Origin of the sequence: Xanthomonas prunicola (genome assembly GCF_025266575.1) — a bacterium.
Classification (GTDB): Bacteria; Pseudomonadota; Gammaproteobacteria; order Xanthomonadales; family Xanthomonadaceae; genus Xanthomonas; species Xanthomonas prunicola.
On sequence record NZ_CP096142.1, the window covers coordinates 1,057,504 to 1,083,969 of the forward strand.

At 65.1% G+C, this 26,466-nt stretch carries 17 protein-coding genes, 1 other RNA gene and 1 pseudogene; 10 read left to right on the forward strand and 9 right to left on the reverse strand.

The window, feature by feature from the left end:
- Positions 1–3: 3 nt before the first annotated feature.
- The 7 genes and pseudogenes from M0D43_RS04480 to M0D43_RS04510 form a co-directional block, all read right to left on the reverse strand.
- Entirely contained in the window at positions 4–1,041 is a 1,038-nt protein-coding gene (locus M0D43_RS04480; protein WP_260807991.1) for a cation diffusion facilitator family transporter, read from the reverse strand.
- A 233-nt stretch (positions 1,042–1,274) separates the two neighbouring features.
- A non-coding RNA gene (locus tag M0D43_RS04485) (sX9 sRNA) lies at positions 1,275–1,350 on the reverse strand.
- Between the two features lie 72 nt (positions 1,351–1,422).
- On the reverse strand, positions 1,423–2,325 hold the full coding sequence (mmsB, locus tag M0D43_RS04490; protein WP_252163706.1) for a 3-hydroxyisobutyrate dehydrogenase: 903 nt from the start codon (positions 2,323–2,325) through the stop codon (positions 1,423–1,425).
- 160 nt (positions 2,326–2,485) lie between these two features.
- Positions 2,486–3,666, reverse strand: a pseudogene (locus M0D43_RS04495) (enoyl-CoA hydratase/isomerase family protein); the annotation flags it as partial.
- Entirely contained in the window at positions 3,666–4,463 is a 798-nt protein-coding gene (locus tag M0D43_RS04500) for an enoyl-CoA hydratase (RefSeq protein ID WP_101363398.1), read from the reverse strand. The gene M0D43_RS04500 and the pseudogene M0D43_RS04495, both read right to left, overlap by 1 nt.
- Positions 4,460–5,641 (reverse strand): acyl-CoA dehydrogenase family protein, encoded by a 1,182-nt coding sequence (locus tag M0D43_RS04505; protein ID WP_252163708.1) that lies wholly within the window; start codon positions 5,639–5,641, stop codon positions 4,460–4,462. The genes M0D43_RS04500 and M0D43_RS04505 overlap by 4 nt, the downstream gene beginning before the upstream one ends.
- A 10-nt stretch (positions 5,642–5,651) precedes the next feature.
- Entirely contained in the window at positions 5,652–7,157 is a 1,506-nt protein-coding gene (locus M0D43_RS04510; protein ID WP_252163709.1) for a CoA-acylating methylmalonate-semialdehyde dehydrogenase, read from the reverse strand.
- Between the two features lie 138 nt (positions 7,158–7,295).
- Between M0D43_RS04510 and M0D43_RS04515 the strand changes: the two genes are divergently transcribed.
- The 4 genes from M0D43_RS04515 to galA all read left to right on the forward strand — a co-directional run bounded on the left by M0D43_RS04515 (position 7,296) and on the right by galA (position 15,668).
- A complete protein-coding gene (locus tag M0D43_RS04515; protein ID WP_252163710.1) occupies positions 7,296–8,675 on the forward strand; it encodes a helix-turn-helix domain-containing protein in 1,380 nt (459 codons plus the stop codon).
- Positions 8,676–9,027: 352 nt separating this feature from the next.
- Positions 9,028–11,721: a TonB-dependent receptor gene (locus tag M0D43_RS04520; protein ID WP_260807992.1), complete on the forward strand. Its 2,694-nt coding sequence runs from the start codon at positions 9,028–9,030 to the stop codon at positions 11,719–11,721.
- A gap of 177 nt (positions 11,722–11,898) precedes the next feature.
- Positions 11,899–13,110 (forward strand): glycoside hydrolase family 53 protein, encoded by a 1,212-nt coding sequence (locus M0D43_RS04525; RefSeq protein WP_252163711.1) that lies wholly within the window; start codon positions 11,899–11,901, stop codon positions 13,108–13,110.
- The gene (gene galA, locus M0D43_RS04530; protein ID WP_252163712.1) at positions 13,107–15,668 is read left to right on the forward strand and encodes a beta-galactosidase GalA; all 2,562 of its coding nucleotides are present in this window, start codon (positions 13,107–13,109) and stop codon (positions 15,666–15,668) included. Before M0D43_RS04525 ends, galA begins: the two co-directional genes overlap by 4 nt.
- 244 nt (positions 15,669–15,912) lie before the next feature.
- On the opposite strand, the gene M0D43_RS04535 is transcribed toward galA, so the two are convergent.
- Positions 15,913–16,266 carry a hypothetical protein gene (locus tag M0D43_RS04535; RefSeq protein ID WP_101363663.1) on the reverse strand — a complete coding sequence of 118 codons (354 nt, stop codon included), beginning with the start codon at positions 16,264–16,266 and terminating at the stop codon, positions 15,913–15,915.
- Between the two features lie 160 nt (positions 16,267–16,426).
- Complete coding sequence (locus tag M0D43_RS04540) at positions 16,427–18,355, reverse strand: alpha-L-fucosidase (protein ID WP_260807993.1); 1,929 nt, start codon at positions 18,353–18,355, stop codon at positions 16,427–16,429.
- A gap of 616 nt (positions 18,356–18,971) precedes the next feature.
- On the opposite strand from M0D43_RS04540, the gene mutS reads away from it, so the two are divergent.
- The 6 genes from mutS to M0D43_RS04570 all read left to right on the forward strand — a co-directional run bounded on the left by mutS (position 18,972) and on the right by M0D43_RS04570 (position 26,432).
- Positions 18,972–21,527, forward strand: a complete 2,556-nt coding sequence (mutS, locus tag M0D43_RS04545; RefSeq protein ID WP_252163713.1) for a DNA mismatch repair protein MutS — start codon at positions 18,972–18,974, stop codon at positions 21,525–21,527.
- A gap of 337 nt (positions 21,528–21,864) precedes the next feature.
- On the forward strand, positions 21,865–22,605 hold the full coding sequence (locus tag M0D43_RS04550) for a metal ABC transporter ATP-binding protein (RefSeq protein WP_252163714.1): 741 nt from the start codon (positions 21,865–21,867) through the stop codon (positions 22,603–22,605).
- Positions 22,602–23,480 (forward strand): metal ABC transporter permease, encoded by an 879-nt coding sequence (locus tag M0D43_RS04555; RefSeq protein WP_252163715.1) that lies wholly within the window; start codon positions 22,602–22,604, stop codon positions 23,478–23,480. The genes M0D43_RS04550 and M0D43_RS04555 overlap by 4 nt, the downstream gene beginning before the upstream one ends.
- Entirely contained in the window at positions 23,477–24,436 is a 960-nt protein-coding gene (locus M0D43_RS04560) for a metal ABC transporter substrate-binding protein (protein ID WP_252163716.1), read from the forward strand. The genes M0D43_RS04555 and M0D43_RS04560 overlap by 4 nt, the downstream gene beginning before the upstream one ends.
- Positions 24,433–25,398 carry a CobW family GTP-binding protein gene (locus tag M0D43_RS04565; protein ID WP_252163717.1) on the forward strand — a complete coding sequence of 322 codons (966 nt, stop codon included), beginning with the start codon at positions 24,433–24,435 and terminating at the stop codon, positions 25,396–25,398. Before M0D43_RS04560 ends, M0D43_RS04565 begins: the two co-directional genes overlap by 4 nt.
- Positions 25,395–26,432: a WD40 repeat domain-containing protein gene (locus M0D43_RS04570; RefSeq protein ID WP_252163718.1), complete on the forward strand. Its 1,038-nt coding sequence runs from the start codon at positions 25,395–25,397 to the stop codon at positions 26,430–26,432. Before M0D43_RS04565 ends, M0D43_RS04570 begins: the two co-directional genes overlap by 4 nt.
- Positions 26,433–26,466: the final 34 nt, after the last annotated feature.

The following is a 26,466-nucleotide window of genomic DNA, read 5'->3' on the forward strand; positions in this document are numbered from 1 at the left end:
CTGTTAATGATGGGAGTGCCCATGCCCATGCCCATGCCCATGCCCATGCCCATGCCCATGCTCATGCTCATGCTCGTGCTCGTGCTCGTGCTCGTGCCCGTGCCCGTGCCCATGATGGGCATGATGACCACCGTCTGCAGCGGGCTTTGGTGTGCCGCACGGCTCGGTGCCGCAGTCGCCGCTCTCCACCTGCAGGGTGACGTGGGCGATGTCGAAGCGGTCGTGCAGCAAGGTGCCGAGCGCATCCCGCAGACCGTCGCGGTCGGTTGCCTCGGTGACGACGATGTGCGCGGTGAGTGCAGGCGTGCTGGATGCCAGTGCCCAGACATGCAGGTCGTGCACGTCTTCGACGCCGGGATGGTTGGTGAGTGCCTGCTGCACCTGGGCTAGATCGATACCCTTGGGGACGCCTTCGAGCAACACGTTGATCGCTTCGCGCAGTAGCACCCAGGTGCGCGGGAGGACCCACAGGCCGATCAGCACGGCCAGTACCGGATCGATCCACTGCCAGCCGGTCCAATGGATCAGCAACGCACCGATGATCACGGCCACCGAGCCGAGCATGTCGCTCCAGACCTCCAAATAGGCGCCTTTGACGTTGAGGCTTTCGCCGCTACCGGCATGCAGCAGCTTCATCGCGATCAGATTGATCACCAAACCGAAGCCGGCGATCAGCAGCATGCCGCTATACGAAATGTCCTGCGGGGCGCGAAAGCGTTGCGTAGCCTCCCATAGGATGTAGCCGCCCACTGCGAACAGCAGCGCGCCATTGGCCAATGCGCCGAGCGCTTCGAGCCGCACATAGCCATACGTACGCCGCGCGTCGGCCGGGCGACGGCTCAAGCGCACCGCGACCAGCGCAATCATCAGGCCGACGGTGTCGGTGGCCATATGGGCGGCGTCGGACAACAGCGCCAGGCTGTTGGTCACGAACGCGCCGATGATCTCTGCCACCAGGAAGGTGGCGGTGAGGCCCAGCGCCCACCACAAGGGCGTTTCGTGGCGAATTTCGCTGGGTGCGTGGTTGTGGTCGTGTCCCATGGATGTCGTGGTCTCGTGCGATGCGCGCACCTTAGGCGCACGCGATGGCGGAGACTATTACACCTACATGTGATGACATGACATCACGCAAGCCATGCGGTTGGCCGGAAAAGCGCAGCGGCCGCGCTCAGCCGCAGACACGGTGGGTGCAAGTGATGAACGCACCCGCAAACGTTGCAGCGCGTCTCCACCATCCGGACCGCTGAGCTATCGATGCGCAGCGCGCTTGGCGCGGCTAACAAAACGTCCCGAGCAGTCGTGACGTGCGCGTGGATGGCGCGGCGGAGCCGCAGTGTACGAACGGCACATACCGATTCCGCGCAGCTGCCGCGCTCGCCTGGCAGCTGCGCAGTCATCGGGTTGCTGCTCTCCGATGCCGATTCAGACCTTGGCGACCAGCTTGACCACGCTGGAAAAATCCAGCGTGCCGTTGCCGGCCTGGCTGTTCATTGCATACAGGTTGCGCGCCAGCTCACCGAGCGGAATCGAGACGCCGGCCTGCACCGCCGACTCGGCCACCAGCCCCAGATCCTTGAGCATCAAGTCGTTGCCGAAGCCACCGCTGTAGCCGCGCGAGGCCGGCGCGTTGGGCAATACGCCTGGCCAAGGATTGCACACTTCGGTGGCCCAGCTGCGCCCGGTGCTGACTGCCATCATCTGCGACAGCACTGCCGGATCCAACCCTTGCGCGACGCCGAGCGCGAGCGCTTCGCCGGTGGCCGCCATGATCACGCCCAAGGCCATGTTGTTGCAGAGCTTGGCGACCTGCCCTGCACCGTTGTCGCCGACATGGAAAATGTTCTTGCCCATGGCTTGCAGCACCGGACGCGCGCGCTCCAGCACATCGGCAGCGCCGCCGACGATGAAGGTCAGAGTGCCGGCTGCAGCACCGGCGGTGCCGCCAGAGACCGGGGCATCCAGCATCGTCAGGCCACGCGCCTTGGCCGCATCGGCCACCTTGCGCGCGGACAGTGGTGCGATGGTGCTGCAGTCGATGATCAGGGCACCGTGTGGGATCTGCGCCAGGATGCCCGAGTCGCCCAGGTACAAGCCTTCGACGTGGCGGCTCGCAGGCAGCATCGAGATCACGACGTCTGCGTCGACCAGAGTGTCCTGCGCGGAGCTGGCTGCATGCGCACCGGCCGCCGCTGCGGCGTCCAGGGCAGACGGTGCGAGATCGAACGCCCGCAGCTGATGCCCGGCCTTGATCAGATTGGCGGCCATTGGCCCGCCCATATTGCCCAGGCCGATAAAAGCGATCTTGCTCATGGTGTCGGTTTCCAAATTAGGACGATCTTCACTACATTGCCGATGTCATTGCGGATTGCTGGTGAGCACGGCGCAACTACCAGTTTTCATGTGCTACGACACAAGGTGAGACGCGGCAACCTCGACGCAATCCGGCGTGAGCAAGCGTGCATCGCGAGTTGTCAGCCACGCAGTGCAGACCTAGGTCGCCTGCTCCAAATCGGCAAGCGGATGCTGGGCAGCCGACCAGGGCGGGACGAAGAACTCGGCGGCCCACTGCGCATCGGCTGCGTCCAGCGATGCTGGCTGCCAGTGCGGTTGGCGATCCTTGTCGATCAACAGCGCGCGGATGCCTTCGGCAAAATCGCCATGTGCCGCCACATGCAAGGCGACCACGTATTCGGTACGGAAGGTGTCGGCCAGCGTCGTGGTGCCCGGATGACGATGCAGCTCCCAGGCCAACCGAGCCGATCCAGGAGCGCCAGCAGCCAAGGTGGCACGTGCAGCCTGCAGCCAGCTGTCTTCGCTCTGCAGCCCCAGGATTGCAGCGACGACCTGTTCCAGCGATTCGCCGGCCAGCAACTGTTCGATCAGCTGTGCGTGGACTTGCAGCGGGCCCGGCTCGGTCGGTTGCGCGATGCCGTGCAGAAACGCACTGAGTTGAGTGCGGTCATCGTTAGCATTGCCTGTCCAGGCGTGCGCACTCAGCGCATCCAGCACCGCTGCGTACTGCGCATGCTCCAGGCGCACGTCGGCGAGTCCTGCATAAATCGCATCGCTGGCGTCCAGTGGCGCGCCAGTCAGCGCCAGAAACAGGCCGGCGCCATGCGGCACACGCCGCAACAACCAACTTCCACCCACATCCGGGAACAAGCCGACGCTGATTTCCGGCATGGCCAGGCGCGAGCGTTCGGTGACCACGCGATGGCTGGCACCCGACATCAAGCCAATACCACCACCCATCACGATGCCGTGGCCCCAACACAGCAGCGGCTTGGGGAACGTGTGGATGCGGTGGTCGAGCCGGTATTCGGCTTCGAAGAACGCGGCGGCATGCGCGTTGGCCTGCGGCGCTGCGCATCGCGCGGCTCTGTCGGGTACTGCGTCGCGATGCGCACGCATGCTCTGGTAAAGGCCATGCAGATCGCCACCCGCGCAGAACGCCTTTTCACCGGCGCCACGCAACACCACACACGCGATCTGCGCATCCTCGGCCCAGGCGCGCAACTGCGTATCCAACAGCCGCGTCATCTGCAACGACAGGCCATTGAGCGTCTTGGGCGCGTTCAAGGTGGCAATGCCAATGCAATGCCCATCGGCGCAGGTGCGCTGCTCGAACAGCACCGGTGCGTCGTCGGTTGCGCTGACCTCCGCCATCAGTGGTTACTCCACTTCGGTGCGCGCTTCTCCAGAAATGCGGCCACGCCTTCGGCCTGATCTGCGTGTTCGAAGAGATCCACAAATGCTTCGCGCTCGGCAATCAGCGCGGCTGCGTGCGTGCCATGGCGCGTGGACTGCACCAGCTGCTTGCATGCCGCCACACTGACTGGACTCTGTTTGCCGGCGCGCTGCGCCCAGGCAATCGCCAATGCGCGCGACTCGCCCTTGCCAACCACCTCCTCCACCAAACCGATGCGCTGCGCCGTGGCAGCATCCACACGCTCGCCCAGCAGGATCATGCGTTTGGCCCAGCCTTCGCCGACCAAGCGCGGCAGATTCTGGGTACCGCCTGCGCATGGCAGCAGACCAACGCTGGCTTCGGGCAACGCGAGATGTGCGTGCTGCTCGGCGATGCGCAAATCGCAAGCCAGTGCGCATTCCAGCCCGCCGCCCATCGCATAGCCGTTGATCGCAGCGATCGACACGCCACGGAACGCGCTCAAGGCTTCGAATGCTTCGCCAAACCGGCGTGCGGCCTCGCGTGCGTTGGCTTTGTCGCCATCGGCGAACTGCTTGAGATCGGCACCGGCGCTGAAGAACTTCTCACCCTCACCGGTGATCACCAGCGCGTAGATGCTGCGATCTGCATCCAGTGCGCGCACCAAGTCGCGCAGGGCCGCCAGGCTGTGCACGGTCCAGGTGTTGGCCGGTGGGTTGCTCAAGGTCACGATGGCGACGTGACCATCGCGCTCGACCTGCAGACCGGTATGGACGCCCTTTTCCCAATCGCTCATCGCAGTTCTTCCTCGCCATTGAGCAGATGACGCGCGACGATCATGCGCATCACCTCGTTGGTGCCTTCCAGAATGCGGTGCACGCGGCTATCACGCAGCAAGCGCTCGATCGGATACTCGCGGATATAGCCGTAGCCGCCGTGGATCTGCAATGCATCGTCGCAGATGGCAAAGCCGGCATCGGTGGCGAAGCGCTTGGCCATCGCACACCAGACGGTGGCATCGTGGCTGCCGGCATCGAGCTTACGTGCAGCGGTGTGCACCATCTGCCGCGCGGCCACCAGCTGCGTGGCCATGTCGGCCAGCTTGAATTGCAACGCCTGGAAATCGGCCAGCTTCTTGCCGAACTGGCGACGCTCGCCCATGTAGCGCCGCGCGGCATCCAGCGCGCCTTGCGCTGCGCCCAACGAACACGCGGCGATATTGATGCGGCCGCCGTCCAGCGCCTTCATCGCCATCTTGAAGCCTTCGCCTTCCTTGCCCAGCAGGTTCTCGGCCGGAATGCGGACGTTTTCGAAGGTCACACCGCGCGTGGGCTGGCTGTTCCAGCCCATTTTTTCTTCCTTGCGGCCATAGCTGATGCCAGGGGCATCGGCCGGCACCAGGAAAGCGCTGATGCCACGTGGGCCGTCTTCGCCGGTGCGTGCCATGACCACCAGCACGTCGGTCGCGCCGGCGCCGGAGATGAAGGCCTTGCTGCCGTTGAGCACATAGCTGTCGCCATCGCGCTGCGCGCGGGATTTCAGCGATGCCGCATCCGAGCCGCTGCCCGGTTCGGTCAGGCAGTACGAACCCAGCTTGGCGCCGCTGGTCATCGCCTCGCCCCATTGCGCGCGCACCGCATCGGTGCCGTAGCTGGCGATCAACCAGGTGGCCATGTTGTGGATGCTGATGAAGGCCGACGTGGATGGGTCCACCGTGGCGAGTTCTTCGAACACCACCGCCGCATCGAGCCGGCGCATGCCCAGGCCGCCCACGCCTTCATCGGTGTAGAGGCCGCAAAAGCCTAGCTCGGCCGCCTTGGCAATGGCGTCGCGCGGGAAGTGGCTTTCCGCGTCCCATTGCGCGGCATACGGAGCAAGTTCCTTGTCGGCGAAGTCACGCGCGGCGGCGCGGAACGCTTCCTGCTCGTCGTTGAGGTCGGCCGCGTTGGCGTGTAGCTGGATGGCTGCATTCATGGCGATCGGGTCACTTGAGAGAGATGGTGGTGTTGACGCCATGGCCCAGCGTCTGGTCGTCGAACCAGCGCGCAGTGACGGTCTTGGTCTGGGTGTAGAACATCACCGCCTGCTTGCCGTACGGGCCCAGGTCGCCGAGCTTGGAAGCGCGCGAACCGGTGAAGGAAAACAGCGGCACCGGCACCGGAATCGGCACGTTGATACCGACCTGGCCCACGTCGATGTCTTCCTGGAAACGCCGCGCGGCCGCACCGGACTGGGTGAACAATGCCGTGCCGTTGCCGTTGGGGTTCGCGTTGACCAAGGCGATGGCCTCGTCCAGCGTGGCGGCTTCCAGAATCACCAGCACCGGTCCGAAGATTTCTTCGTCGTAGATCCGCATGCCGGGTTTGACGCCGGAAAAGATCGTCGGGCCGACAAAGTTGCCTTGTTCGAACCCTGGCACCTGAGGTGCACGACCATCCAGTTCCAGGGTGGCGCCCTGCTCCACGCCGGAGGCAATCAGGCCCTCTACACGCTCGCGTGCGGCGCAGGAAATCAGCGGGCCAACCTCGGTGGCCGGCGCATTGCCGGCGCCGATTTTCAGGCTCTTGGCCTTGCTCACCAACTCGGGAATCCACGCACGCGCTTCACCGACAAGCACCAGCGTGGATGCCGCCATGCAGCGCTGCCCGGCGGCACCGAATGCGGCGCCGACCATCGCATTGAGGGTTTGCTCGCGGTTGGCATCTGGCAGGACCACCGCGTGGTTCTTGGCACCCATCATGCATTGCACGCGCTTGCCCGCCAGCGAGGCGCGTTGATACACGTGCGTGCCCACCTTGGTAGAGCCGACGAACGACAACGCCTTGATATCGGGGTGATCGCACAGCGCATTGACCACGTCTTCACCGCCGTGCACGACATTGAGCACGCCCTTGGGAATGCCGGCTTTCAGCGCAAGTTCGACCAAGCGCATGGTCACCATCGGATCTTGCTCGGAGGGCTTGAGCACGAAGGTGTTGCCGGTGGCGATCGCCATCGGGAACATCCACAGCGGAATCATCGCCGGGAAATTGAACGGGGTAATGCCTGCGCACACGCCCAGCGGCTGCAGCAGGCTATAGGTGTCCACGCCGTTGGCGACGTTGTTGGCCAACTCGCCAAGTTGCAGATTGCCGATTGCTGCGGCGTGCTCCACCACTTCCAGGCCACGGAAGACATCGCCTTCGGCATCGGCCAGGGTCTTGCCCTGTTCGGCGCTGAGCAGCGCAGCCAGTTCGGCCATGTGTTCGCGGATCAGTTGCTGGTACTTGAGGAAGATGCGCGCGCGCGTGCCGATCGGCGTCTTGCGCCAGGTGACGAAGGCGCGGCTGGCCGCGGCCACTGCGGCGGCCACTTCGGCCGTGGTGGCGAACGGCACCTGGGCAAGCACCGACTGATCTGCCGGATTGACCACGTCCTGCCAGTGCGTACTCGCGGACACCACCAACTCGCCATCAATCAACAGGGACACGCGGGGGACGGATTCGCTCATTGCAGGGCTCGCTCGTTAAGAAGGTCATCGGGCCGTTGCAGGCCATCACTTCGCATTGTTCGCATCGACACCAGGCATTCCCAGCCCGCAAATGCTTAATCGCGCTAAGCTGGCGGCGAAATTTTGCGAATCTTGCGAATGCCTCACTCTCAACTCCGCCACCAGCTCGGCCTGCGCCTGCAGCGGCTCCGCCAACGCCATGGCCTGACCCAGGCCGAGCTGGCGCGCCGGCTCGGGCTGTCGGCGAGCTATCTCAACCAGATCGAGCGCAACCAGCGCCCGCTCACGCTGGCGATCCAGCAACGACTCAAGACCACGCTGGGCGACCTGGACGGTCTGCTGGATCTGGACGACCCTGCCGCGCTGGTCGAACCGCTGGACGAATCGCTGCGCAGCCTGGGCCACGCGCTGCTACCTGCCGAACTGCGTGCGCTCGCCGGCAACCTGCCGCAGGTGGCGCAGGCGCTGCTGGACCTGCACCGCGCCCATCAACATCTGCTTGAACGCAACGCCGCGCTGGAGCTACAGATCGGCGTCGAGCACTCGGCGATGCCATCGCTGTCGCCCGGCGAGCAGGTGCGCGACTACTTCAACCGCGCGCACAACTATCTGCCCGAGTTGGACGAGCGCGCCGAAGCGCTCTACGCCGAGCTCGGGTTGACCCCGGAAAATCTGCCGCTACGGCTGCGCCAACGCCTCGCCGATCGTCATGGTCTGCTGGTGAAGGACGCCACCGACCTGCACAGCGACAAACGCAGCATGGATGCGCAGGCGCGCGTGCTGTGGTTGCCAGCGCACTTACGGCCGGGCCAGCAGGCATTCCAGATGGCCGCGCAACTGGCATTGCTGGAATGCGTGCCGCTCCTGGACGCGCGTATTGCCGATGCCGGTTTCGAAGACGCCGAGCGCATCGCGCTCTCGCGGATCGGCCTGTCGAACTATTTCGCCGGCGCGCTGGTGATGCCGTACAGCGCGTTTCTGCACAGCGCGCAAACCTCACGCTACGACATCGAATGGTTGGCCGACCGTTTCGATGTGGGCTTCGAAGCGGTGTGTCACCGGCTCAGCACCTTGCAGCGGCGTGGGGAGGCCGGCTTGCCGATCTTTTTCATGCGGGTAGACCGCGCCGGCAACGTGTCCAAACGTCACTCGGCCACAGATTTCCATTTCTCGCATGTCGGCGGCGCCTGCCCGCTGTGGATCGTGTACGAAGCCTTCAATCAGCCCGACCGCATCCTCACCCAGATCGCGCGCATGCCCGATGGCCGACGCTATTTCTGGCTGGCCCGCCAGGTCAGCAGCGGCCCTCCCGGGTATGGCCGCCCACGCAAGACGTTTGCCCTGGCGATGGGCTGCGACCTGCGCCACGCCGATCAACTGGTGTATGCGCGTGGCTGGGACTTGAACGCGGTAGACGATGCGGTGCCGATCGGCCCGGGCTGCCTGACGTGCGAGCGCAGCGACTGCGTGCAGCGTGCGTTTCCTGCGCTGCCGCGCCTACCGGCAAGCGCGCGCTAGCGTCTTGCCGGGAATTGGAGAGGGAGGAGTCGGGCTTGGAATTGCCACATCCACTGTGATCAACCAGTGCCATTGCCGCAGCGCAGCATTCCAAGCCGAGATAGCTGCCGCAAAATGCTTCATTGGAATGGAATGCCTTGCGCTTCTACCCTGAAGCGGACACATGCAGGACAAGGGGACGCCAGCGCGAGAGCGCGCGCTTCCGGCGCCACGCACACGAACAAACAACGCCCATCACGCAGCACCGCATCACTCGCCACGCCCGCGCGGACGCGCCAGACCCGCCCCTGCGGCTGGCCGCACCAGCAGCCACCACCTTATTCGGTCACTTTGTCCTGGGAGGGATCAACCGATGCCTGTTCACCATACCGGCCTTACGGCCAGCCGGCGTCTGCGCCGCACGCCTGTCCGCGACATCCTCTGCACCACCATCGCCTGCGTGCTGGCCACCGCGTTCAGCGCGCACGCGCAGGACACCGCGCCCACCGCGCCGCCGGCCGGCGATACCAGCACGGCCGCACCCAACGGGCAGGCGCCGGTCACGCTCGACAACATCACCGTGATCGGCCAGCGCGCCAGCCTGAATCAGGCCGTGCAAGCCAAGCAGATGTCCGATCACGTCATGGAAGTGATCTCTGCGGACAACATGGGTCAGATGCCCAACGTCACCGTGGCCGAGGCACTGGTGCGCCTGCCCGGCGTCAACGGCACCCGCGACCGCGGCAACGAGAGCCTGGCCACCGTGCGTGGCCTGGGCCCGCGCATGACCATGGGCACCGTCAACGGGCGCGAGATCGCCTCGTCCGAGCCCAATCGCGCGGTGCGCTGGGAGGTGTTCCCCACCGAGATCGTCTCCACCGTCAAGGTCTACAAGACCCAATCGGCGGATCTGGTCGCCGGCGGCCTGGCCGCCACCGTGGACATCTCCACCATCAGCCCGCTCGACTACACCGGCCCGGGCTTCGTCGGTACCGCCGGCCCGGTGTTCTACGACCACGCCAAGGACGTGGACGGCTACACCCCGTGGGGCAGCCGCTTCGGCGCCAGCTGGGTGCATAAGTTCAACGACACTCTGGCCGTGGCCTTCGGCGCGACCTATCAGAAGCAGAAGAACGCCAGCTCGTCGATCGGCAGCTGGGGCTATACCGATGCCACCACCTCGCGCGATGTCGATGGCGACGGCACCGTCGATCCCACCCCCTGGGGCGCGGCCGATCAGCTCAAGCTGATCGACCAGACCCGTACCGGCGCGATGGGCACCGTGCAATGGCGCTCGGGCAATTTCGAGTTGAAGTTCGACGGGTTGTATTCGCGCATCGAGATCGACGAAGACCAGTTGCAGAACTGGTTCAACGGCCTGGCCTTCAGCACCTTTTCCGGCGCGACCAACCCGTACACCACGCCGGGCTCGTCCTACACCATCGTCGACGGCGATGTGGTGGCCGGCACCTTGGCCAATTCCAACCTGCAGGTCGACCATGTGGTCAGCCACTACAACGAGGTCAAGACGCTCACCGCCGGCGGCCTGAATGCCAAGTGGAACGGCGATGTATGGACCCTGGGCAGCGACCTGTCGTTCTCGCAGGCCAAGCGCGACAATACCTGGCAGGCGGTGCGCTTGGGCAGCAATCCGGACACGGTGTCGTTCGATTTCCGCCGCAGCGTCACACCCACGATCAGCACCAGCTCCGATACGCCCGAATACGGCATTGCCGGGCAGACCGAACCGCAGGCGCTGCGCGACAAGATCGCCGCCCTGGCGCTCAATGCCAGCCGCTCGGTCGATGCAGGCCCGTTCACCTCGCTGGAATTCGGTGCGCGCGCGGCGCGGCGCGAAAAGCAGAACCGGCATTTCATCAGCAACCAGTCCGGCTACGACCAACCGATCTCGGCGTATCAGGATCTGATCTACCCGGTCACCATGCCCGACTTGAACGTCCCCACGCTCACCGGCGGCAATCTGGGCAAGATCGCGCGGATCGGATTCGGCGGCTTCGATCCGAGCACGCTGGACGAACAACTGCTCGACCATTGGAACGTCAAGGAAGACGTGCGCGAAGCCTTCGCCAAAGCAGTCTTCAGCTCGCAGCTGTTCGGCACCGATGTCACCGGCAATGTCGGCGTGCGTCTGGTCAACACCAAGACCACCAGCGAGGGTTTCGATTCGGTGGGCAGCACCATCCAGCCCAGCACCGGCAGCAAGGAATACACCGATGCGCTGCCCAGCGCCACGCTGAATTTCCTGATCGACGACCAGCGCATCCTGCGCTTTGCAGTGGCCAAGGTCATCGCACGCCCGCCGCTGGATGAACTGCGCACCGGCCGTCGCCTGGACGACCCCACCGTCACCGTTGGTCAGCTCACCGGTAGCGGCGGCAACCCGCAGCTGGATCCGTTCAAGGCCACCCAGGTCGATGTGTCGTACGAGTGGTACTTCCACGCCGAAGCGCTGGCGGCGTTGGCGGTGTATCGCAAGGAAGTCGATTCCAGCATCGGCTACCGCACCGACCGCGAAGTGATCAACGGCCTGGATTATCTGGTCAGCGCGCCGTTCAATGGCGGTGGCGGCTACATCAATGGCGCGGAACTCACCTTCCAGACACCGTTCTACTTCATCCCGCACATGGAAAACTTCGGCGTCTATTCCAACTATTCGCTGGTGGATTCCAACCTCAAGGAATTCTCGCCAGAGGACAACCCGCTGCCGTTGAGCGGGTTGGCACGCAAGACCGGCACGTTCGACCTGTGGTACAGCAACGGCAGCTTCGAAGCGCGCGTGGGTTACAAGTACCACAGTCCCTACACGGTGGTGTACGGCTGGAATGCCGCGCGTCTGGCACGCCTGCAGAGCGAAGGCACGGTGGATCTGAGCTTGAACTGGCAGTACAGCAAGCAGCTGGGCTTCCGTTTCCAGGCCAGCAATCTCACCAACGAGCCGTTGCGCGCCTACACCGACAACAAGCCCAACCGTCTGGCCAATCAGGACGATGGCGGCTACCAGGTGTTCGGTCGTCGTTACCAGTTGGAAGCAACCTACACGTTCTAAGCATTGCGTGATCGGCTGCACATGCGTCTGCGCAGCCGATCTGATCTATGCACACCTGCATAGCACCGCAGCCGCTGCGTGCACTCCACTCCGCAAGCCACGTTTGGATTCTGCGCAGCGGCACGATCGCCTGCGGCATGCTGTCACCGCTCCACGTTGTCTCTGTCGAGGAATTGCATGCGCTCATCACGCCGTCTCTGGACGCCCGCGCTACTGGCGTTGGCCATTCCCACCTTCGCACACGCCGCCCCGGCCCCTGCCATGCTGTATCTCGGCGCGGACCTGTCCTACGTCAACGAGATGGAAGAATGCGGCGTGCAGTACCGCGAGAACGGTGTGGTCAAAGATCCGTTCGAACTTTTCCACACACACGGCGCCAATCTGGTACGCGTGCGATTGTGGAACGATGCGCGCTGGACCAAGTACAGCGACCTGTCCGATGTCAAAAAGACCATTGCGCGCGCACGCGCGCAAGGCATGCAGGTATTGCTGGACCTGCACTACTCCGATGATTGGGCCGATGGCGAAAAACAACTGATTCCCAAAGCATGGGCCAGCATCACCGACACCGATGAGCTGGCGCGCACGCTGTATGGCTTCACCTACGACACATTGAGCGCACTCAACCGCGCCGGTTTGATGCCCGAGCTCGTGCAAGTAGGCAACGAAAGCAATTCCGACCTGATGGACAGCCAGCCCTGGGACAAAAAGCGTCCTATCGACTGGCGACGCAACGCCAAACTGTTCAACGCCGGCATCAAGGCGGTGCGCGACATGAGCGCGCGCTCGACGATCAAACCAAGGGTAATGCTGCATATCGCCCAACCGGAACATGTGGAGCCCTGGTTCGCCGCCGCCACCAAGGCCGGCGTGACCGACTTCGACCTGATCGGCATCAGCTACTACCGCAAGTGGTCCACCCAATCGATGGCGCAGCTGGGCAAGACCATCAAGCGCCTGCGCGGCCGCTACGATGCCGATGTGGTGGTGGTGGAAACCGCGTATCCGTGGACGCTTGAAGCTGGCGACACCTCGCACAATCTGCTCGGCGAAGACTCGCTGATCGCCGGCTACCCGGCCACGCCGCAAGGTCAGGCGCGCTACATGGTGGACCTCACCCAGCTGGTCATCGATACCGGCGGCGCCGGCGTGGTGTATTGGGAGCCGGCATGGACCAGCAGCAGTTGCAAAACACGCTGGGGCACCGGCTCGTCATGGGAAAACGCCAGTTTCTTCGACTTCAAGCATGGCAACGAGGTGTTGCCGGCGATCGACTTCATGCGCCACCCGTATACCGGTGTACCTGCGTCGAGCAAACCTGAAGGCAGCAAGCGCGGCGCAAGCACACCAGACAATTCTGCAGAGGCCGAAAAAAGGACGCAGCCATGAGCGGTATCAATCGGCGTGAGTTGTTGCGCGGCATGCTTGCCAGTGGGGTGAGCGCCGCATTGCCAGTGGGCGCAGCCGGCGCATTGGTCTCGGCGGGCGCTGCAGCTGCTACGGCGAAAAACACCACAACGACATCAGCATTAGGCGATGCAGCGCTGGCACCGCGTGAGCGTCTGCTGTTCGACTTCGGGTGGCGCTTCCATCTGGGCCATGCCAGCGATGCGTCGCGCGATTTCGAATTCGGCACCTTCCAGCGCACCTTCGCAAAGGCCGGCAAAGACACCGCAACCGCTGCGCAACTGGCGTTCGACGACAGCGCCTGGCAGCAGGTGGATCTACCGCATGACTGGGCCGTCAGCCTGCCATTTCAACAGGAGCCGATCTCCGCGTCCATGACCGAGGAAGACCCGGCCGCCGCGCATGGCTACAGGCCACTGGGGACGAGTTTTCCGCAGAACAGCGTTGGCTGGTACCGCCGCACGCTGCAGATTCCGGCAAGCGATCTGGGCAAGCGCATCAGCCTGGTGTTCGATGGCGTGTTCCGCGAGTGCATCGTGTTCTGCAATGGGCACATCGTCGGCCGCAATGCCAGCGGCTACTGCGGCTTCGAAGTCGACCTCAGCGACGTGCTCGACTACGGCCGGCCCAACATCATCGCCATACGCGTGGACGCCACGCTGGGCGAAGGCTGGTTCTACGAAGGTGCCGGCATCTACCGGCATTTGTGGCTGCACAAGACCGACCCACTCCACATTCCGCAGGACGGCGTCTTCGTGCGCAGCACAGTGCAGGATGGCAACGCCACTGCGCAGCTTTGCACCGAGGTACGCAACGACGGCATCGCGCCACGCCAGTGCGTAGTGCAAGCGCGCATCACCGCACCGGATGGACGCACCGTGGCACAGGCGGCCAGCACAGCCGTCACGGTTGCGCCCGGCCAGGTGCAGGTAGTGGAACACACGTTGCCGCTTGGGCGGGCCGCGCTGTGGTCGATCGACACCCCGCAGCTCTACAGCCTGACCACCAGCGTGCACAGCGACGGCACCGCGGTCGATGCGCTGGCCACGCCGTTCGGCGTGCGCAGCATCGCCTTCGATGCGCAACGCGGTTTCCTGTTGAATGGCACCCCGCTCAAGCTGCACGGCACCAACAATCACCAGGATCATGCCGGCGTCGGCACCGCCATTCCGGACGCCCTGCACGAATGGCGCCTGCGCCAGCTCAAGTCGATGGGCTGCAACGCCTACCGCAGTTCGCACAATCCGGCCACGCCGGCATTGCTCGCGCTGTGCGACCGCCTCGGCATGTTGGTCATTGAAGAAACGCGCCACATGTCCACCGACCCCGAAGCGATGGGCGAGCTGGAAACGATGGTGCGGCGCGGCCGCAATCATCCCAGCGTCATCCTGTGGTCGCTCGGCAACGAAGAGCCGCAGCAGGTCACCGAACGCGGCGCGCGCATTGTCGCGCGCATGCAACAACGCGTGCGCCAACTCGACCCTACCCGCCCCACGACCTTCGCGATGGACAAGGGCTTCGGCGATGGCGTGGGCCAGGTGGTGGATGTGGTCGGCTTCAACTACCGCACCAGCCAGATGGATGGCTTCCACGCGCAATACCCTCACATTCCGATCTACGGCAGCGAAACCGGCAGCACCGTATCGGTGCGCGGCAACTATCTGCGCGATGACAGACGCGGTTACACCCGCGCCTACGACCTGGACCACCCCTGGTGGGCCAGCACCGCCGAAGCCTGGTGGAGCTATGTGGCGCAGCGCCCGTACATCGCCGGCGGCTTCATCTGGACCGGCTTCGACTATCGCGGCGAACCCACGCCGTACAACCGCTGGCCGAATGTGGCCTCGCAGTTCGGCGTGCTCGATAGCTGCGGGTTTCCGAAGGACAACTATTGGTACTACCGCGCGCAATGGACCAGCGAACCGGTGCTGCATGTGTTCCCGCACTGGAACTGGGACGGTCTGCTGCAGCCCGACGATCACGGCCGTATCGAAGTCTGGTGCCACAGCAATCTCGAAGCGGTAGAGCTGCTGGTCAACGGCGTCAGCCAGGGCGTGCAGCAGGTGCCGGCTTATGGTCATGTCCAATGGCGCGTGATCTATGCACCCGGCGTGATCGAAGCGCGCGGCTTTCGCGGCGGCAAGCTGGTGCTCAGCGAACGCCGTGAAACCACCGGCAAGCCGGCCGCGCTCCGCCTCAGCTGCGACCGCACCACCCTGCACGCCAATGCCGAAGATGTCGCAGTGGCGAAGGTGGAAATCGTCGACGCACAAGGCCGTTTGGTGCCAACCGCCGACAACCAGGTGCAGTTCGCACTGCGCGGCGCTGCCCGGCTGATCGGCGTCGGCAATGGCGACCCCAGCAGCCACGAGGACGACAAGGCACCGCAGCGCAAGGCATTCAACGGCCTGTGCGCGGCGCTGCTGCAGACCACGCGCAGCAGCGGCGACATCGTGCTGCAGGCGACCGCACCCGGGCTGACATCAGCCACGCTGCGCCTGGCAGCAGCAGCCACGCGAGCGCGCGCATCGGTGGTTTGAAGAGAGGCAGTCGCTGCGCACTGCGATGGGAACTGCGGCGCTGCCAGGGCCGGTCCGGCCTTGGCAGCGCACCGGTGCCAGACGTCAGTCGAACGCCATCCCTCGGCATGTTTGAGAAACCGTGCCTGATCGAGCAGGTCCTCCCCGCTGAACGATCGCGGCCAGCGCTGCAGCTGCCTCGACGACACGATCGGCATAGCTTGATCAGACCGACAACTCCCTGCCGCTTGCGTGATGGGCAGCGTTACGTCTGGCTATTTCCCGCAGCCGGATCACGCGGAAAATAGCGGTTGAGCTTTTCTTCCCACGCGCGGAATTGCTCCAACGTATGGGCATCCATCGGGCGCGGGTCGTCGGCCAGTGCTTTCTTCTGCGCCACATAGGCGATGCGTTGAGACGACAGTTCGTCCCACGCCTTTCTGAGCATGACCGGATCCGGGTGCGAGACCATCATCGCCTCCAGCAGCGTGGCCTGTGCCACGCGCGCGGCCAGCAGATCGCTGAGCGCCTCGGTCACGGCCTGCATCCACTCGTGTTGTTTCTGTTCCATATCGACCCAAGTCGCCTGCGTAATGCGCCGCGCACCATAGCGCCTCAGCTGGAACGGCGGCGTGCAAGGGAGTGGAAGCTTCACCACGTGGTGCGAATGCGGCGATTTCCCTCATCATCGCCTCGCCAGGCGCAGCGAAGCGCGCGGAACTGCATCCACCCCGCGATCCCCTCCCACGCGGCGCATGGCCACGCGGGGGCACACGCTCTCATCGCAAGCGCGAGAACGCACCGATACCCGCGATCGCCAGCCGCTCAGCGGGCACCGCTGTTTCCGCGAACGACAGCCGCAGGTAGCGGATCTGGCGGACTTCGGGGAAATTCAGGCGCTGGGTCGAGAGCGCATAGGCGATGTTGGACAGCTCGCCGGCGCCGGCCGGCTGCCAGTGCTGGCCATCTTCGCTGGTTTCGGCGCGATAGCCCTTCGGCGGCGCCGCACCGGTCATCACTGCGCGCGAGGGCGTGAGGCTGAACCCAGCGACCTGGCGCAAGGCACCGAGATCGATGGTCGCCTGCACGGGATGGCCCGGCGTCGGCGCGGGCGTACTCCAGATCGTGCTGGCATCGTCATCGAGCAATTTCGCCGCCCCAGGCGCGCTCGCCTCGACGATGCGCCAGCCGGCGGTGGACAGCACATCCGGCGCATTCGCCGTGGGCCGCGCGACCGGCACCGGTGCAACGGCGCGGAACAGCGCGAATTCGCTGATCGCCGGGCACACCGGCGCCTCAAGCACCACCAGGCGCACCCGGCGGGCGGCGATCGGGCGATCCAGCCGCACGATCCGCTGTGCACCAATGCATTGCGCTTCGGCCAACCGCCGCCATTGCCCATCGACCTCGGCTTCGACCGCAAAGCGGGTGACGCGCACGCCCAGCGGCAGATATTCGCGCAACCGAATCAGGTCGAAGCTGTGCGCCGCCGACAACTCCAGCGTCAGCGTCGGCGTGGTGACATCGTCCGGTGTGGACCAGTAGCTCTCCGGCTGACGGTCGAGTACGCGCGCCGGCTCGAAGCCGGGACCGCGCGATGCGCTGGCGCTGGCCTTGGCGCCCTTGGCCAGATCGATGGCGAAGCTGGCGCGGATCGCGTCGCCGAAACTGTGCAGCACCGCCACGTCATGGTCGGGGATGCGGCCGCGTCGGTCGGGCGGAAGATTGAGATTCATATTGGTGCCGCGCGCGACAGAGGTGTCGAAATAGCGCACCAGGTTCTCCGGGCTACGCACCTTGCCGTCTTCATCAGCGTGATAGAACCAGCCGGGGCGGATCGACGTATTGGTTTCGGCAGGCCACCATAGCGCCCCGCCGCGCACGCCGGAATTGCCGTTTTCCTGGGTGTACGGGGCATTGGGCATGGTCGGCCAGGACGGATCGCCGGCGATCCCATCTTCGTTGCCGCCCCAGCGGATATCGGCGCCGAGCGGGTCAAATGTGCAGGCCATCGGCTGATGCTGGTGCACCAGCGCGATCATCCGTGGCCAGTTGTAGTACGCGGGCGCATCGATCTTGCGCGATTCGCGCGCGCCACCATAGTAGCCGTCGCCGCCATTGGCGCCGTCGAACCAGAACTCGAACAGATCGCCGTAGCCTGTGCAGAGTTCGACGATCTGCTTGCGGAAATAGTCGAGATACCCGGAGCGACCATACTCGGCATGGTTGCGATCCCAGGGCGAGAGATACAGGCCGAACGCCAGGCCCGCGCGTCGACACGCCGCGGCCATCTCGCCGACGATGTCACCCTTGCCGTTCTTGTAGGGCGAGTTGCGGATGCAATGCTCGGTCAGGCGTGTCGGCCACAGGCAGAATCCATCATGGTGCTTGGCCGTGAAAATGAGCCCTTTCAGATTGCCGGCCTTCGCAGCAGCCACGATCTGATCGGCTGAAAAATCGCTGGGATCGAATTTGCGCGGATCCTCGTCGCCGTAGCCCCATTCCTTGTCGGTGAAGGTGTTCATCGCAAAATGCACGAAAGCGTATTGCTCCCACCGATGCCAGCGCAGCTGTCGCGCGCTAGGCACCGCACCCCACGGGGCCGGCCCGTTGGCGCGCGGCGTCTGCGTCATGCGAGCTGCCGATGCACTGAAGCTGGCGGCAGCGGCCGCCACACCCGTGGCAAGAAAGGTACGACGATCGATCATTAGCGCCTTCCGACTTTGCACAAGTTTTGATCTTAGCTTTTCCAACGGCGAAGAGCCCTAACCCCAAAGCAACAGACGCTTTTGCAAGGTGCCGCGCAAAGACTGGCTCTGAGCAGCTGCGTTGAACATCAGGCGAAGCGAGACGCGAGCGTTCGTGGCGTGACGGCTGATTGCCCTGCCACACGTTGCCTTTCTGCTGGCGCGCGCATGGCCATGCGTCTTCCGCATGCGAAGTGAGCTCCTCGACAGACCGAACATGCGTCCCCCGGCCCGGCCTCGCCCTCCTAGCCACTCGCTCGCTGAACCCCATGACCAGCCACCTCTCGACCGACCACTCAAGGATTTTTCGGTGGCTGGGCTTAAACTTGGAGCCCGCGCCGACCTGGGCGGCCCGTGGTCCCTCACAAGCTGTGTGACCTCAGCCACTGGCCCGTTTCATCGCACCTCGATGCATTCCGTTTAGAGGGTCGCAGCAGCAGCGGCGTCACACACGGCACCGCAGCTCTCCGCTATCGCCCTGATTGACCGCCACATCCCGGAAGAATATTTCTTGCAAAGCACTGACACAAAAGAAAAAAACAAGAACATCGGCGGGCCCGTGGAGCACACGCCGCTGATGAAACAATTCTTCGCAGCCAAGTCGGACTACCCCGACCTGCTGCTGTTCTTCCGCATGGGCGATTTCTACGAGCTGTTCTACGACGACGCGCGCAAGGCAGCGCGGCTGCTCGACATCACCCTGACCCAACGCGGCAGCTCCGGCGGTGCGCCGATTCCGATGGCCGGGGTGCCGGTGCATGCGTATGAAGGCTATCTGGCGCGGCTAGTCGCATTGGGCGAGTCGGTGGCGATCTGCGAGCAGATCGGCGACCCGGCGCTGGCCAAGGGCCTGGTCGAGCGCAAGGTGGTACGCATCGTTACGCCGGGCACGGTCACCGACGAGGCGCTACTGGACGAGCGCCGCGACACCTTGTTGATGGCGATCTCGCGCAGCAAGCAGGGTTACGGCCTGGCGTGGGCCGATCTGGCCGGCGGGCGCTTTTTGGTCAATGAAGTGGATAGCGTGGATGCGCTGGAAGCGGAAATCGCGCGCCTGGAACCTGCCGAGCTGCTGGTGCCCGACGAAGACAACTGGCCGGAATTCCTGCGCGGACGCATCGGCGTACGGCGGCGGCCGCCGTGGTTGTTCGATGCCGATAGCGGCCGGCGTCAGTTGCTGGCGTTCTTCAAGCTGCACGATCTGTCCGGCTTCGGCATCGACGACAAACCCTGCGCCACAGCCGCCGCCGGTGCGCTGCTCGGCTATGTCGAGGAGACCCAGAAACAGCGCTTGCCGCATCTGACCTCAATCGCGATGGAAGTAGCCAGCGAGGCGATCTCGATGAACGCGGCCACGCGCCGGCATTTGGAGCTGGACACGCGCGTGGATGGCGACACCCGCAACACCTTGCTCGGCGTGCTGGACAGCACCGTCACGCCGATGGGCGGGCGTCTGTTGCGCCGTTGGCTGCACCGTCCGTTGCGCCTGCGCGACGTGCTGGTGCAGCGCCACCACGCAGTGGCGAGCCTGATCGACTCCGGCGCCGATGCCGACGTGCGCGAAGCCTTCCGCGCGCTTGGCGACCTGGAACGTATTCTCACGCGCGTTGCATTGCGCTCGGCGCGCCCACGCGATTTTTCCACCCTGCGCGACGGTCTGGCGCTGCTGCCGAAGGTTCGCAGCATCCTCGCGCCACTGGATTCGCCGCGCCTGCAGACGCTGCATGCCGAACTCGGCGAGCACGATGCCACCGCGCATCTGTTGATCAGCGCGGTGGCGGAACAACCGCCGCTCAAGCTCAGCGACGGTGGCGTGATCGCCACCGGCTACGACGCCGATCTGGATGAGTTGCGCCGGCTGTCCACCAATGCCGATCAATTCCTGATCGACCTGGAACAGCGCGAACGCGCCAGCAGCGGCATCGCCACGCTCAAGGTCGGCTACAACCGCGTGCATGGCTACTACATCGAGATCAGCAAGGGCCAGGCCGAGAAGGCTCCGCTGCACTACAGCCGCCGGCAGACGCTGACCAACGCCGAGCGCTACATCACCGAAGAACTCAAGAGCTTCGAAGACAAGGTACTGTCCGCGCGCGAACGTTCGCTGTCGCGCGAAAAACTGCTGTACGAAGGTCTGCTCGACGCGCTCGGCACCGAACTGGAGGGCCTCAAGCGCTGCGCGGGTGCACTCAGCGAACTGGACGTGCTGGCCGGCTTTGCCGAACGCGCGCAGGCGCTGGATTGGTCGCAGCCGGAGCTGGAAAGTGCGCCCTGCCTGCGTATCGAACGCGGCCGCCACCCGGTGGTGGAAGCGGTACGCGACCAACCGTTCGAGCCTAACGATCTAGACCTGCACAGCGACCGCCGCATGCTGGTGATCACCGGCCCGAACATGGGCGGTAAATCGACCTATATGCGCCAGAACGCGTTGATCGTGTTGCTGGCGCATATCGGCAGCTACGTGCCTGCCAGCCGTGCGGTGATCGGGCCGATCGACCGCATCCTCACTCGCATCGGCGCCGGCGACGACCTGGCGCGCGGGCAATCCACGTTCATGGTGGAAATGGCCGAGACCAGCTACATCCTGCATCACGCCACGCCGCAATCGCTGGTGCTGATGGACGAGATCGGTCGCGGCACCTCCACTTACGACGGCCTGGCGTTGGCCGATGCCGTCGCGCGCCATCTGGCGCATACCAATCGCTGTTACACGTTGTTTGCCACGCATTACTTCGAGCTCACTGCGCTGGCCGACGAATCGCATGCCGGTGGCGCCAGCGGCATCGCCAACGTGCATCTGGATGCGGTCGAACACGGCGAGCGCCTGGTGTTCATGCATGCGGTGAAAGATGGCCCGGCCAATCGCAGCTTCGGTCTACAAGTGGCCGCGCTTGCCGGCCTGCCCAAAGCAGCAGTCACGCAGGCGCGACGTAGGCTGGTGGAGCTGGAGCAACGCGGCGGCGAAAGCCGCAGCGCGCAGATGGCACCCACCGCGCTGGATGCGCCGCAACAGTTCGGGCTGTTCACCGCGCCTTCCTCCGCTGCGCAGGAAGCATTGCAGGCACTGGATCCGGATGAGCTCACGCCCAAGCAGGCGCTGGAGGCGTTGTACCGCCTCAAAGCATTGCTTTAAGCGGCGCAGCGCAGCAAGCGTTGTTCGGACGCGCGGGTCGGCGGACACCGCAGGCCATTGCATGCCCGTCGTCACTTGGCCCCTAACTCGCCCACCCAGTCAGGGTGGTTGCGCCCGCCCCTTTTAAGTTATGTTATATCGTTACACAATAGCCGAGATGCTTTGCCGTGTTCGAACCACGCCGCCCGTCCGCTTGCGACCCGATCGCCACGGCATCGCCGCGCCGATGAAACGCTGTCCGGATCCCTTGCTGACCGGCGCGCGATCATGCGACTGGGCGTAGCAGTGCTGGCCGCAACCGCGTTGTGGCTGGGCTACATCTGGGTGACCCGCTGACATGTTGGCCTTCCACGCACTGCGTCTGGGCTATGGCACTGAGGTCACCTTGCACGATCTGCATACCCGCCTTGCCCGTGGCAGCCTCACTGCGCTGGTCGGTCCCAACGGCGCAGGCAAGACGACGTTAATGCGCGCCATCGCCGGAGACCTGACGCCGCTGGGTGGACGCATCGAATGCGCTGCCAGACGCGTGTCCTGGTTGCCGCAACGTACCGCGCTCAATACGCAGTTCCCGATCGACGTGCGCGGCTTCGTCGCCATGGGGTTATGGCACCGCATCGGCGCCCTACGCGGACTGACATCAGCAGACGCCGCGCAGTCGGACCAGGCATTGTCGGCACTCGGTCTGGGCGCGCTTGGGGGCCAACCGATCGGCACCTTGTCCGGCGGCCAGCTGCAACGTGCCCTGTTCGCACGGCTTTTGCTGCAGGACGCGGACCTGATCCTGCTCGACGAGCCGTTCACCGCCATCGACCATCACACCACCATCGACTTGCTGGCATTGGTCCGTCGCTGGCACCACGAGGGCCGCACCGTGCTGGCGGTCCTGCACGACCTGGAGATGGTGCGGGGGTATTTTCCCGAGACCTTGCTAATCGCCGGCCGCCAGATCGCGCACGGGCCGACCGCCACTGCGCTGAGCGTGCAGACCCTGCAACAGGCGCGCACCGCCGCCGACGCGCTGACCGCGTCCTTGGCCCCGGCCGCACAGGCGCGCACGCACGGAAACATGCTGTGACCCTGCCCTGGCAACCATTCCTGGACTACGTGTTCATGCAGCGCGCGCTGCTGGGATGTACGGCCATTGCACTCGGCGCCACCCCGATCGGGGTGTTTCTGATTGCGCGCCGCATGAGCCTGATCGGCGATGCAATGGCGCATGCGATCCTGCCTGGCGCGGCAGTAGGCTTTGTGATGTGCGGGTTGTCGCTGGGCGCGATGACGCTGGGCGGCAGCATCGCCGGTCTGCTGGTGGCCGTGCTGACCGGTGCTGTGTCGCGGGCCACGCGGCTGCAGGAGGACGCCTCGCTGGCAGCCTTCTACCTGATCTCGCTGGCGTTGGGCGTGTTGCTGGTCTCGCTCAAAGGCTCCAACGTGGACTTGATGCACGTGCTGTTCGGTAGCGTGCTGGCGCTGGACGACGACGCCCTGCTCCTGCTGTGCACGATCGCAACGCTCACCGTGATCGTGCTGGCCATGCTGTATCGCCCACTGGTGCTCGAATGCGTGGACCCGCAGTTCCTGCGCACCGTCGGCCGCAGCAGCCTGGTCACGCACCAGCTGTTCTTAGCGCTGGTGGTGCTCAATCTGGTGGCCGGCTTCCAGGCACTGGGCACCTTGATGGCGGTCGGTATCATGATCCTGCCTGCCGCGACCGCGCGCTTCTGGGCCAGGCGCCTGGCACCGATGCTGCTGATCGCCCTCGCCGTGGCGCTGCTGGCCTCGGTGACGGGGTTGTTGTTGTCCTATCGCTTCGACCTGCCCTCCGGCCCAACCATCATTCTGGCCGCAGGCACCTTGTACCTGCTGTCCCTGCTGCTCGGCCCGGAAGATAGCCTGGCCGCCAACGCGCGCCCGCGCACGCCACGGGATGCCGCAGGAGAATCGCCATGAGCCGGCACCTGCATGTCCTGCTGGGCGTCAGCCTGCTGGTGGTACTGGCGGCGATCGTCGCGCTGCTCGATGGGGGGCAACCGCCCCCGCGTCCGCAAGGCGTCCAGCCGCTGCGCGTGGTGGTCAGCTTCTCGATCCTGGGCGATCTGGTCCACCAGGTCGGCGGCGACCGCGTTGTGTTGACCACGCTGGTCGGGCCGGAGGGCGACGCGCATGTCTACCAACCCACACCGGCCGATGCCCGCGCGCTGGGAAGCAGCGATCTGGTCGTGGTCAATGGGCTCGGCTTCGAGGGATGGCTGGACCGGCTGGTCCACGCCTCCGGCTACCACGGCAAGATCGTGGTGGCCAGCGATGGCGTGGTCCCGCGCCGTTTCGATGCAGCCAGTGCGCACGCGGGCCATGCGCATTCCGCGCTCGACCCGCATGCGTGGCAGAGCGTTCCCAACGTGGAGCGCTACGTGACCAATATTACCGCCGCGCTCTGCAGCGCAGATCCAAACGGCGCCGGCATCTACCGCGCCAATGCGGCGGCCTACCAACGGCGGCTGCGTGCGTTGCATGCGCAGATCCTGCACAGCATCGCGGCACTACCGCCGCAGCGGCGCACCATCGTCACCTCGCACGATGCGTTCGGCTATTTCGCTGCAACCTACGGCCTGCGCTTCGAAGCGCCACAGGGCGTGTCCACCGAAGCCGAAGCATCCGCCCACGACGTCGCCCGCCTGATCGCGCAGATTCGGCACGACGGCGCGGCGGCCCTGTTCGTGGAAGACATCACCGATCCGCGGCTGTTGCAGCAGATCGCCCGCGAAACCGGCATCCGCATCGGCGGCACCTTGTACTCGGACGCGTTGTCGCATCCCCGGGGGCCGGCGAGCACCTATCTGGACTTGATGCATCACAACCTTACCGCGCTGGTGCAAGCGCTCGACCCCGCCAGGAGTTCCCAATGACTGCCCCACAGATCCCCGTCACCGTGCTGACCGGCTTCCTCGGCGCCGGCAAGACCACGCTATTGAACCGCATCCTCACCGAGCCGCATGGCCACCGCTACGCAGTGATCATCAACGAATTCGGCGAGACCGGCATCGACAACGAGTTGGTGGTCAATGCCGAGGAAGAAATCTTCGAAATGAACAACGGCTGCATCTGCTGCACCGTCCGCGGCGATCTGATCCGCATTCTCGAAGGACTGATGAAGCGCCGCGACTTCGATGCGATCCTGATCGAAACCACCGGCATGGCCGACCCCGCCCCGGTAGCGCAGACCTTCTACGTCGACCCGGACGTAGCCGCCAGGACCCGACTGGATGCGATCGTCACGGTCGTCGATGCGGTCAACCTCGCCACGCACCTGGACGAGGCGCACGAGGCAGCCGAGCAGATCGCCTTCGCCGACGTCGTGCTACTCAACAAGATCGATCTGGTCGAGCCCGCGCAGCTGGACACGGTCCAGGCGCGCCTCCGCAGCATCAATCCCTATGCGCGCATCGTGCGCAGCCAGCGCTGCGAGGTCCCGCTGGACGAGGTACTTGGGCTGGCCGCGTTCACGCTTGAGCGTGTGCTGGAAATCGAACCGGATTTCCTCGACGAAGGACAGACCCACGAGCACGAGGAGGATATCGGCTCGGTCTCGTTGCAGCTGCAGCAGCCGCTGGATCCGATGCGTTTCCAGCAGTGGTTCGGTGCGCTGCTGCGCGACCACGGCACCGACATCCTGCGCTGCAAAGGCATCCTGGATCTGGCCGGCGAGCACCGCCGCTACGTGATCCAGGGCGTGCACATGCTGACCGATGGCGACTTTCTGGATGCCTGGCCGCCGGGACCGGCGCGCGTGTCCAAACTCGTGTTCATCGGTCGGGACCTGGAGCGCATGCGCCTGCGCGAGGGATTCAGCGCCTGCGTGGCGGCATGAGCGCGCCGCTGCAACCGCAGGCCGCCGAGCAGGCATCACGCGCATCGGCGTCCGGCCGGTTGTTGCGCATCGACGCCGTTCCGGTCGCCGCTGCCGTCAGTGGCGGGCGCCTGGCGACGGCCTGGGGCGACGGCTGCATTCGCCATTTCGCCAGGCAGCAGGCACCGGACTGCATGCAGGTGCACGACGGCGCGATCCTGGCCTTGGCCGCCGACGACGCGGGCGGCCTGCTGAGCGGTGGCGACGATGGCGTATTCGCACGCACCGATGCCGCCGGAATGCAGGTGCTGGCGCATTTTCCCGGGCAGTGGGTCGAACACGTCGCCGTCAGCGCCGAAGGCGGGCAAGCCTGCGCGGTCGGTCGCCGCGTGCATCTGTGGGACGCCGCTGGCGGCAACCAGGTGCTGGAGCATCCCTCCAGCGTGGGCGGTATGGCCTTCGATCGCAGCGGCCGATGTTTGGCGGTCGCGCACTATGGCGGGCTCACGCTCTGGACGCGCGATGGCCCCGAGTGGAGCGCGGCGTCGCTGGCCTGCCGTGGCAGTCACCTCGGCGTGATCTGGTCGCCGGACGGCCGGTACGTGCTGAGCAGCATGCAGGAGCAAGCAGTGCATGGCTGGCGCGTTGCAGATGGCATGCAGCTGCATATCGCCGGCTACCCCGGCAAGGTGCGGCAGTGGAGCTGGATCGAGCCGATGCCGTGGTTGGCCAGCGGTGGTGCCACCGCCGCCTTGCTGTGGCCGTTCGACGGCAAGAACGGACCGCTGCAGCGCACGCCGCTGGCATTGTTCCAGGACGATGGTCAGAGCCTGGTCAGCGCGCTGTGCACGCTCCCTGGCCGCGCCACGGTACTGGCCGGCAAGAGCGACGGCAGCATCCTGATGGGCGAGGCGACCACGCCACAGCAATGGCATGTGCTGCGCCATGCCGGCGGCACGCCGCTGACGCTGCTGGCGGTGCTGCCGGAGCCGCATTGGTTGCTGGCCGCGCACGCCGACGGCGCGGTGCTGTGGATGCCCTTGCTGCCGCCATGAGTCCGTTCTGGATACACCGCATGCCGCTGCAGAC